Genomic DNA, 12,791 nt, shown 5'->3' with positions numbered 1-12,791 from the left:
AAGGCCGCGAGCTTTCCTATTCCGGTGCCGGCAACAAGGTCACGTTCCGTCGGCGCTTACCAAAGGTCGGCGTTGCAACGCGATGCAGAAGATGCGTGCGCGTCAGTCCGGGTCCGACCGCAGTAGTACCCGCGCTACGAGGTCGTAGCGCGTCGGGTGTATCCGATCCCGCGTCGGAAAGCGCAGCAGATCGATCGTCTCATCAGCATAGGTCGCAGCGACCGAGTTCACAATGTAGGCATGTTGACGACTGTAAGGAAGAAGCCAAATGACCCGATGGCAGATGGTCCGGATACGGATACTCGTCAGCCTGGCGGCGAGATCAGACCTTGCATCGTCGTTGGATCCGACCGAAAAGACGCATGCGCCGTACTTCTTCGTTGGGAAACGCCATCCAAGTATCTGATGTGCATGCACACGCTCGGCCGCTAGCACATCGCACTGGGGGGCATATTTCGCGTTGATGGCGCGTGCGGTCCCCAGCCCGATGCTGTCGCCCAATATGAGGCACTCAAATACGGACCTGCTCCCCGGCATCGGGAACGTTGCTGTCTTGGTCTTCGATTTGTTGCCGGATTTCCGATACGTCCACCTTGCCGATCAGGTAATCCCCCTCATCCTTGAAAAACGCCTCAATCCGCTTCGTTTCGTCCAGAGGTGGCAAAAGCGAACCGAAGCGGGCCTGCCATTGCTGCTCTACAAAACCCAGGAGTGCCTTCCAGGAAGCCGCCTCGCTTGCGTGGACCTGGAGCATCTTATGACCCTCATGCAGGATGATAAGGACGGAGGCGTGCATGATGCTATCCATCGTAAGCGGCAAATCAGTACGGGCAGGCACGACCTGCCTTTTCGTCGCAAAACATGCAATTCCGGCCACCCGAAATCAAAAATACATATCAACTATGTCTATGTACTGCCAAACTGATTCTAGAAAATACAAGAAAAACCTTCACATGTGTAAAGAGAAAGTTTCAGTTAATTTTGTATATACTCAGAAATTTATCAGAATTGTTATTATAACAACAGTTCTATCAACTCACCAAAAGTGACTTGATAGGAATCTCAGGGTTTGCAAGTACAGATTTATCAGGAGTGGCCTGCGTGATAACGAGTGCCTTACCCTGAACATAGTCCTTCACAGAGTTGACGCAGTCAAGGGCCAGCACCTTACCCTTGCTAAGATATACGAGCGTGAAGCTGCGCGCTGCGCTCTGGCCCCGCACGACGACTTCATCGTATCCCAAGCTAAGCCCGATAGTCTGGAGCTTGAGATCATATTGGTTCGACCAGAACCAGGGAACGGCGTGGTACGGCGCGGCGTCACCAGCAATATGCCTGGCGGCCGTTATGGCCTGGTCATTGGCGTTCTGAACTGACTCCAACCGGATCCGCTGACCGCCAGCAAAGGGGTTGGCATGGATCGCGCAATCGCCGATCGCGTAAATGTTCGGCAACGAAGTCTGACAGAATTCATCGACTTCTACCCCGTTCCCGCTTGCCGCACCCGCCGCGATCAATGGCTCTACGGCCGGAACGATCCCGATGCCGACGACAACCATGTCTGCGGGTAAGACCGAGCCGTCAGACATCCGGACACCCGTTACCCATCCATCATGTCCAATCAGGCAATCCATTTTGGCGTTCAAATGGATCTCAACGCCATGCGCCCGATGTTCAGCCTCATAAAAACGAGAAAGCGGTTCACCAGCGACCCTTGCCAGCACACGATCCATCGCTTCCAGCACCGTCACTTGCTTGCCGAGCTTGGCGAGTACCGCAGCCGCCTCGAGGCCGATATACCCGCCACCGATCACCACGACATTCTGCACTTTCGGCGTCTCGGCCAGCATGCGGTCAGCGTCAGCACGAGTGCGGACGTTGTGGACACCCATGAGATCGCTTCCCGAACAGCTCAAGCGACGAGGCGCACCGCCAGTTGCCCAGATCAGCTTGCCATAGCCAATGCGGCTTCCGTCGGAGAGCACAACATTTTGCTCCGCCGGATCGACGGCCACAACCCGTCGCAGGAGCTGCAACTCGATATCGCGCTCGGCCCAGATTGCCTGAGGTCGAATGAGAATTCTTTCGAAGCTCTTTTCGCCTGAGAAATATTCCTTGGAGAGCGGCGGGCGTTCATATGGCGGATCTGGCTCATCTCCCAGCAGTGCCACACTTCCCGCATATTTATGCTGGCGCAGCGCGAGCGCGGCTTGAGCTCCCCCATGCCCGGCCCCAACAATAAGAACATCGTACCGCTCGCTCATGGGATAGATAGCTTCCTTACAGGATTACATAAGCCGTGCTTTGCTTGTCACGCCGTCGGTTAACGGCAAGAGCCTGATTGAGCTCTCTTTGCGAACTCAAGTGCCCTCAATCTTCCGGCGCAATCGTGATGCAAAGTCCGTCCAGAGCATCAGAGATAGTCAACTGACAGGATAACCGAGATCTTGAGCAACGGTGCTCGGACGAGTCCAGAAGATCGTCCTCATCCGTACTCATGGGTGGCAAGCGATCGAGAAACGCTTCATCGACCTGGATATGGCAGGTTGCGCAGGAGCAACACCCTCCGCACAATGCAAGCAACTCGTCGATGCCTGCGTCGCGGATCGCTTCCAGTAACGTGGTTGCGCCATTCGGTGTGACGGTCACGCGCTCGCCAGTGCGCGTTGTAACGGTAATCTCCATTAGTCCTCTAATTTCCAAATATGCTTTTTGGCAGTCTGCTATCGACTGAAAAACCTCCACGCCGCCTTGGCGCGCAAGGCTCATGGGGAAAGCGCGTAGTCCAATCCGATATCGGCCGCGGGAGCACTTTGGGTGATGCGCCCGACTGATACAAAATCGACGCCAGTCGACGCGATTTCCCTAATCGTATCGAGCCGCACGCCGCCTGACGCTTCGATGGGGACGCGGCCGCCGACAAGGGCGACGGCCTCTTTGAGCTTGGCAGGAGACATGTTGTCGCAAAGCAGACGATCCGCCCCCGCCATCAGCGCAGGCTCGATTTGTTCGATCCCGTCAACCTCGACCTGGACTTCCAGCCCGGTATTGGCGGCTTTCGCAGCCTTGACCGCTTCGACAATGCTGCCAGCGGCGGCGATGTGGTTGTCCTTGATCAGGATACCGTCATCCAGACGCATGCGATGATTCCGCGCCCCGCCCACCTTGGCGGCATATTTCTCGATCGCCCGAAGACCGGGAATTGTCTTGCGCGTATCGAGAAGGACGCAATCCGTACCGGCGATCGCTTCGGCATAAGATCGCGTCACCGTCGCGATGCCGGTCAGGTGCTGGAGCGTATTGAGAGCGGACCTCTCGGCCGCGAGCATGAGCTGCGCGCTTCCCGCAATTCGCATGAGGGGCTGCCCAGCGGCAACATTGTCCCCATCCTGCACCAGGAATTCGATAGCGACCTCGGGGTCGAGCTTACCGAAAAACGCGGCTGCCAGCTGGAGCCCGGCAACCACTATCGGTTGCCGGGCAGCCAGAACGGCGGAAAAGCGCGCGCTGGCGGGGACTGACACACGGCTCGTGACGTCTCCGCTCCCCAGATCCTCACTCAGAACATAATCGACGAAGTTGTCGAGTTGTTGCTGATCCAGGCCCGCGATCAAATCCGACTCACGCATCAGGAAACCGCGTCCGCCAGATCTTCAACTTCTTCCTTGTCGGCGAAGACGCCGGTCAAGCGCCTCTCCTCCTCGGAGACGTTGATCAGCCGCCAGTCATCGCCCTTGGGGACCATGCCCTCGAACGACATGAGCTTCGCCAGTGGCACGCGCGGTTCTACAGCACCCAGTGCCGGCTCGCCTTTCTGAACAGCCTGGGCGGCGCGATACATCTGGGTGCGGAAGGTGAAGATCGCCTTGTCGCTCGAGCCGAGCAGATCCTCGCTGCGGTCGGCGATCGGCCCCATCGATTCCCACATCGCCATGTCCTGACAGGGAATGCCGTAGATGCCGGTAAAGTCGCCGGCTTTCATCAGGGCCCGGTCCTGCAGATAGTTGTTTTCGGCGTTGCGCCGCTTTTTGAAGGTAACGGGCTCGACGTCCTTGCCAATCTCCGCCCCGCAGAACTTGCGCCAGGCATCCTGACTGATGCCCTTCGTCGGATGCCAGGCGATCCAATAGAACATGGTGTTCACATCGTCGATCGGAACCAGCATCTGTGACAGATGATATTGGTCGTTGGACGGGATGTGCACCGTGAACGGAGCCTGGAACAGAGTCATGCGTACATAGTCCTGCTTGTCCGCATCGATGATCGGCTTGCGGATAGCAGCATAACGAAAGCCGAACGGCGTTTTCTGCACTTCAATCTTGGGCGCCTTGTCGGCCGACGGGCGAAGCCACGCGGTGTCCGTAGCCGTCGAGCCGCTTACTTCGGTGGCCGTCGGCATGTTCGATGAATGCAGGCTCGAACTGTGCGCCGAATCGATCGACCCTTCGAGAACCTGCGCCCAGTTGCAGCCGCCATGCATTTTCACGATGCTGATCTTCTCAGCCGGCGCGGCCGACCAGTTCGGCGGGCTGAAAGGGATGACATTTTCCGGGTCACCCATCCACACCCAGACGAAACCAGCAGATTCTACCACCGGATATGCCTTGGTCTTCATCGTGCCGCGTAGCTTTGCATCGACCGGCTCGGAAGACATGTCGACGGCATTGCCGTCCACATCGAATTTCCAGCCATGATAAAGGCAACGCAGGCCGCATTCCTCGTTGCGACCGAAGGCAAGGGAAGCGCGCCGGTGCGGGCACAGCTCGTCGAGCGCACCGATGCGCCCCTCCGTATTGCGGAACACGACCATGTTCTCACCCAGCAAGCGAACACGCAACGGCGTGCCGTCTGGCTCGGCGACGTCCTCGATCATGCAGGCGGGCAACCAGTGCTGCCGCATCAGCTTCCCCATTGGGGCCTCGCCCTCCACACGGCAAAGCAGATCATTTTGTTCCGGAGTCATTAGCTACCCTCCTCATTTTGGCTTGGCACGAAGACGAATCACCCTCAGGATGCGCCCTTGAAATTACTTCTATATCGTAGTAATGGCTTTTTCAAGCCTGATTTTCGGGTTGAAGGGAGCGGCAGGCAAAGAATGGCAAATGCGTTGCGACTAGGAATCATTGGGCTCGGCCGGGGTTTCATGCTCACTCTGCCCGCGCTGAAGGCCGATTCTCGCGTAGCGCTTGCCGGGGCTTTCGACCTGCGCCGCGAAGCTCGGGAACGCTTCGCGGACGAATTCGGCGCGCCGGCGTTCGATACGCTCGACGCGCTCTTGTATTCGCCGGTTATCGATGCGGTTTATATAGCCACCCCGCATGAGTTGCATGCCGAGCAGGCCATCGCCGCTCTGCGGGCTGGAAAGCATGTGCTGGTCGAAAAGCCGATGGCGACAACGCTTGCAGATTGCGCGCGTATAGAGCGCGCCGCCGCCGATGCCGGCAAGGTGCTCGTGGTCGGACCCAGCCACGGCTTCGATGCACCCGTACAGGCTGCCGCGCAATTGGTTGCCTCAGGCAGGTTCGGTGCCGTGCGGATGGTCACGGCGCTCAACTTCACCGATTTCATGTTCCGGCCCAGGCGTCCGGAAGAACTGGATAGCGCCCGTGGCGGCGGCGTCGTCTACAGCCAAGCGGCGCACCAGATCGATGTCGTGCGCCGCCTTGTCGGGCAGCCCGTTTCATCTGTTCGCGCCGTCGCCGCCAACTGGGATAGCAGCCGCCCGAGCGAAGGCGCCTATACGGCGCTGGTGACATTTGAAGCCGGTGCTGCAGCGTCGCTGACCTATAGCGGATATGCGCATTATGACAGCGACGAACTGGTGGGGTGGATAGCGGAGCTTGGCTATGACAAGGACCCGGATCGCTACGGCGAGGCGCGTAAGAGGCTTGCGACGCTATCATCGCAGGATGAAATCGAAGCCAAACTGAAGCGCACATACGGCGTCCCGGCTGTCGCTGCCGACACGCCAGCGCCGCATCATGAGCATTTCGGTTTCATCATCGTCAGCTGCGACCGCGCGGACCTGAAACTGTCGCCCAAGGGGCTCTCAATTTATGGGGACACCGAACGCGATTTCCAGCCGATCGAGCCCCCTGCCCTGCCGCGCAAGGAAGTCATCGACGAGTTTGTCGGCGGTTGCCTAGGCATTCGCCGCCCGATCCATGACGGGCGCTGGGGACTTGATACCATGGCCTGTTGCGTCGCGCTCCTCGAATCGAGCCGACGCAATACGGACGTAGCGCCCAACCAACTTCTCGACACTCTATCGGAGAAACCGTGACAATGACCAGACTGAGCCTTTCCCTCGCCTGTTGGGGCTATGACCGCACCGAAGCCCTCCAGACGGGCGCGGTCCGGCCCGACGGCATCGACCTCAACTTTCAGGTTCTGGATGTCGAGGAAACCTTCTTCCGCATGCTGCGCAATCGAGAATTCGATGTCGCTGAACTGTCGATGTCGTCCTATTGCGTGACCCTGGGCCGCGAGAATCCTGGCTTCATCGCCATTCCCGTCTTTCCTTCGCGCTTCTTCCGCCACTCCTGCATTTTCGTCTCCGCCAAAAGCGGCATCGAAAAGCCCGAGGATCTCGTCGGCAAGCGGATCGGCGTGCCTGAATATCAGATGACGGCTCCGGTCTGGATCCGCGGCATCCTGCAGGACGAGTATGGCATTGATCCTGCGTCGGTCACCTACGTCACGGGTGGTGAAGAGGAGCCGGGGCGCGAGGAGAAGCTGAAGCTCAATCTACCCGACAAGTTCAAGGTCGAGCCGATCGGACCCACCCAGACCTTGAAGCGCATGCTGGCGGATGGAGAGATCGATGCGCTGCATACTGCGCGGGCGCCGTCGACCTTCTATTCGGAGCCGGGCAAGGTTCGGCGCCTCTTCCCCAATTTTGTGGACGTTGAAAAAGCCTATTTCGCGAAGACAGGAATCTTCCCGATCATGCATGTCGTGGCCATCCGGCGAGACGTGTATGAGAAGAATCGATGGATTGCTCAGGCGCTTTACAAGGCATTCGTAGAAGCCCAGCGGTTGAGCTATGAACAATTGTTGGTGTCGGCATCGCTGAAAACGATGTTGCCATGGCAGATCGCCGCAGTGGAGGACACTATTGCTACGATGGGCAGGGAATGGTGGCCCTATGGCATCGAAAAGAACCGCCACGTCATCGAGACATTCACGCGTTACCATCACGAGCAGGGCCTGTCGCCCCGCCAGCTCACCATAGAAGAGATGTTCGCGCCCGAGACTTTCGCCGAGTTCCGCATCTAAGAAACCATCCTGCACGAGGCCAGTCTACTGCTCACATGATGGTCCTCGGGACACGTTTAATATCCCGAGGACCATCATAGGAATATGGGTTTCGGGTGCCGGGTACGGTTTTGCGATGCGTTCGTGCGGCGTCTGTGCGAGTGGAGGATCGGTTGAACCCGTCAGGAGTGAACAGATGTCGAAGCACGCCCCCAAACTCGATCCGGAACTGAGTTTGGGCTATCAGGTTCGGCGCTGCCACCGACGGTTCGATCGGCTCTTGAGTGCCTATTTGGCCAAGCACGAACTCAAAACCGGTTTCTGGTACTATCTTCGTGTCCTATGGCTCAGGGACGGGGTGACCCAAAAATATCTGAGCGACATGACTAACGTCACCGAAAATACGACGGTCGCCATGATAAACGCCATGCTTCGGCAAGGGCTGGTGCAACGCGCCAAGGACAAGGATGATCGTCGAAAATTGCGGATTACTCTTACAGATCATGGCCGTGCGCTCGAAAAGGAGCTGATGCAATACGCGATCGACATCAACAAGGTCGCTGTTGCTGGCATCGAGCCGCGCGAAGTTGAAATCTGTCGATCGGTCCTCGAGCGCATATCAGCCAATCTCGCTGCCGAATTTGATAGGCTGCCTGCGAAGCCTGCTGACGAAGGATGACTCCTCCACATCATCCCTGGATCAGGGGCAACAGGCCATGAACAGGGAGGGACGTGTGCGCCATGGCTGAACGGGAAGGCCTCACGGCCACTCCAACTCCCGATAGAGGGAAGCCTTGGCGCAGCCTGACCGACCGTTTCGGCCGAACGATCACTTATGTCCGCCTGTCCGTCACCGATCGGTGCGACCTGCGCTGCCGTTATTGCATGGCCGAGCGCATGGAGTTCCTGCCGCGCCAGGACCTCCTCACCCTGGAGGAACTGGCGGAACTGGCCGATGCCCTGATCGCGCGAGGTGTGCGACGCATCCGCCTGACCGGTGGCGAGCCTCTGGTCCGTCGCGGCATCGTCGGGTTGGTGGAGGCGATCGGCCAACACATCGGCAACGGCCTTGATGAGCTGACGATGACAACCAACGCTACCCAGCTCGCCACAGTCGCGCGCGACCTCCATCGATATGGCATTCGCAGACTCAACATCAGCCTCGACAGCCTCGACCACGAGCGCTTCCGGGCGATCACCCGGCGCGGCGACCTGGACCAGGTGTTGGCCGGGATCGCCGCCGCGCAAGACGCGGGCCTCGCCGTGAAGATCAACATGGTTGCGCTCAAGGCGCTCAACGAAGATGAAATCGGAACAATGGTTGGCTGGTGCGGCGAACGGGGATTCGATCTCTCGCTGATCGAGACGATGCCGTTGGGTGCGGTGGAAGAAGACCGGACCAATCATTATCTGCCCCTCGACCTCGTGAAACGTCGGCTGGCGCGCGAATATGTCCTGATTCCGTCGCTCCACCGAACCGGCGGACCGGCGCGCTATTATGACGTTGCCGAAACCAGTCGGCGGATAGGCTTCATTACGCCCCTCACCGACAATTTCTGCGCCGGCTGCAACCGCATCCGCATATCGGCTACTGGCACCATTTTTGGTTGTCTCGGCCGCGACCAGCGCATCGAACTGCGCGATGCGATGCGTGTTGGTGGCCGGGATGCGATCGACGCGGCGCTGGATGCCGTAATGACCGCCAAGCCACTCCGCCACGAGTTCGACATTGCGCGATCACAGCCGGCTGTCGAACGCCATATGAACGTCACTGGCGGTTGAGCGCCTCCATGATCTTTTGTTCGCCGACGCAGTATGGCCGTTACTTTTTGCGCGGCTGGTCGATTGATTTTCATAAAATTGGTCTGCCTTGAGAAAATTGGTCCATTTCTGAAGAGAGCCCGAGCGGGCGAAAGGAATGGAGAAATATATGGGACGTCAGCGATTTACGCCGGAACAGATCATCGCGAAGCTGCGTGAGGTTGATGTGATTGTCGGGCGAGGCGGGACCACCGACGAGGCCTGTCGTCAGATCGGGATTGCCGAACAGACGCTATATAGGTGGCGTAAGGCGACAGCCGCTGCTTCATATTCGTTGATAATGTCGGTCTTCTTCGCCATGATAAGCTCGTACGCACTACGTTGTTCGACTGTCGCACGAGCTTAATCGCGCGGTCGATTCAGCTACCGTAGTAACGGCCTGTCATCAACAGCCAGCGCGTTCGTTTTTTGCCGTTTCTCTTTGACAATCCAGTTCTAAAGAAACGCTTGGAATCGGATGCGTCCTAACCGATCTGATGACAGACGAATTTCAAATTGAGATACTCATCGATCCCATATCGTGATCCTTCCCGCCCGAGACCGGATTCCTTCACCCCACCGAAAGGCGCGACCTCCGTCGAAATCAGGCCGGTGTTGAGCCCAACCATCCCATATTCAAGAGCCTCACTCACCTTCCAACTGCGCTCAAGGGATTGCGTGTATACATAAGCCGCCAAGCCGCTGTCCGTGGCATTCGCCAAATTGATCGCCTCATCCTCTGTCTGGAAACGGACGAGGCCGGCAAGGGGGCCAAAGGTTTCCTCCCGACATAGGAGAGCATCCGGCGAAACATCTACGAGAACGGTCGGCTCGAAGAAATGGCCTGCCCCGGGCACTCGTCGCCCTCCGGTCAATATCCTGGCACCATGTTTGACGCCGTCTTCGATATGGCTTTCGACCTTTGCAACGGCACGTTCATCGATCAATGGCCCCTGATCCGCGCCGGTCGAAAGACCCGGCCCGACGGCAAGCGCGCGAACACGTGCCGCCAGCTGCCGGGAAAAGGCTTCATAAACGCCGGATTGGACCAGAATGCGATTTGTGCAGACGCAGGTCTGACCTGAATTCCGGAACTTTGATGCTATTGCGCCTTCAACCGCATCGTCGAGTTTCGCATCATCAAAGACAATGAACGGCGCGTTTCCACCCAATTCGAGGGAAACCTTCTTCACGGTGCTCATACAACGGGCGGCGAGCATCTTGCCAACGCCTGTCGAACCAGTGAAGGTGAACTTGCGAACGCGCTTGTCAGCCGTCAGCACATCGCCGATCGGCGCGGGCTGACCGGTCACGATATTGAAAACTCCCGCCGGCACTCCGGCCTGGTCGGCCAGCCACGCCAAAGCGAGCGCTGAAAGCGGCGTCAATTCCGACGGCTTCAGCACCATGGTACAGCCGGCAGCCAGAGCTGGCGCTGCCTTTCGGGTGATCATGGCGAGCGGAAAATTCCAGGGTGTTACAGCGCCTACCACACCCACGGGTTCGCGTCGCACCAGGAGACGGTGGTCGGCCGCATGAGGTGCTAAGACATCTCCGTTCACACGCTTCGCCTCCTCCGCGAACCATTCGATGAACGATGCCGCATACACCACCTCGGCCTTGGCCTCGTGCAACGGTTTGCCTTGCTCGGCCGTCAGAAGGCGCGCCAGATCATCCGTATGGACGAGCACCAGATCATACCAGCGCCGCAAAATCGCGGCCCGCTGCTTGCCTGTAGCTTTTCGCCAATCGGTCAAGGCACGATAGGCCGCGTCGACGGCACCTTCGGCCTCGCGATACCCGAGATCCGGGACCGAGCCGACCAAGGAGCTGTCTGCCGGATTCAAGACGTCGATTCGCGCTTCGCCGTCGATCCATGCGCCATCGACAAAAGCTTGCGCCCGGAGCAGTTTTGGCTCCGCAAGGCTAAGATTCACGTTTGCTATTTCCCTGAAATCCAGTTTGGCATTCCCTAACAAATCCGGCCGATGGATGCCTTCGCGGTATGGACACTCTCATTTGATGAGAAGCCATCCATTCTGATAGCTGATGCATGTAAACGCCCGACGATACTCGCGGAATCTTGATTGCGCGAAACCAGATGAGAAGCGTTAGTCCGGCGTGATAGCGACCAGTTTCGAGACACGCACCGCGCTTCGAGGGCGTCGCGCACCGCTCATCAAGGCATCGTCTGCGATCGCATGGATGCTATAATAGATCAGCGTTGATAGCGCGTGGGGATCATCCACACACCATGCGCCCTCCAGCGTTCCTTGTGAAAGCAGATCGCTGATATAGCCCACAAGCCCGTCGTTCACGGCCACGGATCTGAGCGGCGTATCCCCACTGAAGAAGATCACATCCCGCAACTCGGGCGTGTCCAGATAACTTTCCACCGCCGTCTCGACCAGAAGATCGATCCGCGTGAAAAAATCGTCGGATTCGCAAAGACTGATCCTGCTTTTGACACGGTTCAATATCATGTTGCAGAAGTTGTCCCGAAGTGCCGCACGCAATTCGGTCTTACTTGAAAAATAATGGTAAAGTGTGCCCTTAGCGAGGCCAGTTTCAACGCAAACGTCATCCATCGTCGTCGCGTCATAGCCTCGCTCAACAAACAATCGCCTCGCCGCTTCCAGAATTTCGACGCGCCGAAGCTGAGCCTTCCTCGGACCGGGCGGGGCACCGGCCGGCCGGCGAACTGCGGCCGCGACCCTGCGTCGCCGGTCCCGAACGACCCGTTTCACCTGAACAGTCTAGCTGGCAAGCGGCTCACCCTCCCAAATCTCGGTACCAATTTGCGATTGGGCTTCCTTTGAATAACGAGGTCCCGAAACGGCGCCAAAAGCGAAAAGGGCGTCCACTTGGTCAAACACGACCTCGGAGATGGTCAACGACAGGGTATCCAGAATTTCATCGAGATGATCAATGTTCGTGGTCCCGGGGATCGGAACGACGAAGTCGCGCTTTGAAAGCAGCCAGGCGAGGCAGAGCTGCGCCGGAGTGCAATCTGCAGCCCGGGCCAACCCAGCCATCTGATCATAAAGCCCGAGGTTCCGCGTCAAATGAGGTTCCTGGAACCGCGGCATCGCGGCTCTCAGGTCGCCTTGCTGGAAACCTGCCGTACCCACACTTCCCGCCAACAAGCCGCGAGCCAGAGGCGAGAAGGCGATAAAGCCAATCCCGAGCTCCTCGCAGCAATCGAGTACGGCAAGTTCCACATTGCGCGTCCAGGGCGAATATTCGGTCTGGACAGCTGTCACCGGATGGATCGCATGTACCGCGCGGATCGTTTCTGCCGATACTTCCGACAAACCGATCGTGCGAATTTTTCCTGCCTCCACTGCCCGCGACAGGGCGCCGACCGACTCTTCCATCGGTACCTTCGGATCGAGGCGGTGAAGATAGTAGAGGTCGATGACATCGGTCCTCAATCGTATCAATGCTTCATCCAATGTCTGCGTGATCGCCGCCGCCGAACCGTCGAGACCGCGTTTTCCATTGATCTCGCCAAGCGCGCATTTGCTGGCAAGGACGAAATCCTTGCGGCGATGTCCCAAGGCACGCCCGATCAGCGTCTCATTTGCTCCGAACCCGTAGAGAGCAGCCGTATCGAAGAACGTGACGCCTCTATCCAACGCATGTAACAGTAGCCGTTCAGCTGCTTCAGCCTCGGGACGCGGCTGATACCCATGCGAAAGGTTCATGCAGCCAAGACCAATTGCTGACACGGA

At 58.2% G+C, this 12,791-nt stretch carries 13 protein-coding genes and 1 pseudogene; 5 read left to right on the top strand and 9 right to left on the bottom strand.

The window, feature by feature from the left end:
* Nucleotides 1–102: 102 nt before the first annotated feature.
* The 6 genes from IL54_RS07200 to IL54_RS07175 form a co-directional block, all read right to left on the bottom strand.
* Nucleotides 103–501: a hypothetical protein gene (locus IL54_RS07200; protein ID WP_225900034.1), complete on the bottom strand. Its 399-nt coding sequence runs from the start codon at nt 499–501 to the stop codon at nt 103–105.
* 10 nt (nt 502–511) lie between these two features.
* A complete protein-coding gene (locus IL54_RS07195; protein ID WP_230461513.1) occupies nt 512–796 on the bottom strand; it encodes a hypothetical protein in 285 nt (94 codons plus the stop codon).
* 235 nt (nt 797–1,031) lie between these two features.
* Nucleotides 1,032–2,264: an NAD(P)/FAD-dependent oxidoreductase gene (locus IL54_RS07190; RefSeq protein ID WP_017184790.1), complete on the bottom strand. Its 1,233-nt coding sequence runs from the start codon at nt 2,262–2,264 to the stop codon at nt 1,032–1,034.
* 106 nt (nt 2,265–2,370) lie between these two features.
* The gene (locus tag IL54_RS07185) at nt 2,371–2,685 is read right to left on the bottom strand and encodes a 2Fe-2S iron-sulfur cluster-binding protein (protein WP_037478039.1); all 315 of its coding nucleotides are present in this window, start codon (nt 2,683–2,685) and stop codon (nt 2,371–2,373) included.
* An 80-nt stretch (nt 2,686–2,765) separates the two neighbouring features.
* On the bottom strand, nt 2,766–3,629 hold the full coding sequence (gene nadC / locus IL54_RS07180) for a carboxylating nicotinate-nucleotide diphosphorylase (protein WP_017184792.1): 864 nt from the start codon (nt 3,627–3,629) through the stop codon (nt 2,766–2,768).
* Nucleotides 3,629–4,963: a Rieske 2Fe-2S domain-containing protein gene (locus IL54_RS07175; RefSeq protein ID WP_017184793.1), complete on the bottom strand. Its 1,335-nt coding sequence runs from the start codon at nt 4,961–4,963 to the stop codon at nt 3,629–3,631. The genes nadC and IL54_RS07175 overlap by 1 nt, the downstream gene beginning before the upstream one ends.
* 57 nt (nt 4,964–5,020) lie before the next feature.
* On the opposite strand from IL54_RS07175, the gene IL54_RS07170 reads away from it, so the two are divergent.
* The 5 genes and pseudogenes from IL54_RS07170 to IL54_RS25875 form a co-directional block, all read left to right on the top strand.
* The gene (locus tag IL54_RS07170) at nt 5,021–6,283 is read left to right on the top strand and encodes a Gfo/Idh/MocA family protein (protein ID WP_230461514.1); all 1,263 of its coding nucleotides are present in this window, start codon (nt 5,021–5,023) and stop codon (nt 6,281–6,283) included.
* A gap of 2 nt (nt 6,284–6,285) precedes the next feature.
* Entirely contained in the window at nt 6,286–7,278 is a 993-nt protein-coding gene (locus IL54_RS07165; RefSeq protein ID WP_017184795.1) for a PhnD/SsuA/transferrin family substrate-binding protein, read from the top strand.
* A gap of 175 nt (nt 7,279–7,453) precedes the next feature.
* Nucleotides 7,454–7,936, top strand: coding sequence for a MarR family winged helix-turn-helix transcriptional regulator (locus IL54_RS07160; RefSeq protein WP_017184796.1), 483 nt, complete (start codon nt 7,454–7,456; stop codon nt 7,934–7,936).
* A gap of 62 nt (nt 7,937–7,998) precedes the next feature.
* Nucleotides 7,999–9,039, top strand: coding sequence for a GTP 3',8-cyclase MoaA (gene moaA, locus IL54_RS07155; RefSeq protein ID WP_051034329.1), 1,041 nt, complete (start codon nt 7,999–8,001; stop codon nt 9,037–9,039).
* 148 nt (nt 9,040–9,187) lie between these two features.
* Nucleotides 9,188–9,328: pseudogene (locus tag IL54_RS25875) on the top strand (transposase); the annotation flags it as partial.
* 214 nt (nt 9,329–9,542) lie between these two features.
* Here IL54_RS25875 and IL54_RS07145 read toward each other — a convergent pair.
* The 3 genes from IL54_RS07145 to IL54_RS07135 all read right to left on the bottom strand — a co-directional run.
* Nucleotides 9,543–10,994, bottom strand: coding sequence for an NAD-dependent succinate-semialdehyde dehydrogenase (locus IL54_RS07145; RefSeq protein ID WP_017184799.1), 1,452 nt, complete (start codon nt 10,992–10,994; stop codon nt 9,543–9,545).
* A 174-nt stretch (nt 10,995–11,168) separates the two neighbouring features.
* Nucleotides 11,169–11,804 carry a TetR/AcrR family transcriptional regulator gene (locus tag IL54_RS07140; RefSeq protein ID WP_081095131.1) on the bottom strand — a complete coding sequence of 212 codons (636 nt, stop codon included), beginning with the start codon at nt 11,802–11,804 and terminating at the stop codon, nt 11,169–11,171.
* Between the two features lie 9 nt (nt 11,805–11,813).
* Nucleotides 11,814–12,791, bottom strand: a 978-nt coding sequence (locus IL54_RS07135) for an aldo/keto reductase (protein ID WP_081913016.1), incomplete at its 5' end; no start/stop codon positions are given.

Source organism: Sphingobium sp. ba1, assembly GCF_000743655.1.
Lineage (GTDB): Bacteria > Pseudomonadota > Alphaproteobacteria > Sphingomonadales > Sphingomonadaceae > Sphingobium.
Note: the sequence above shows the minus strand (reverse complement) of the source record. Positions and strands in the feature narration are given on the sequence as shown.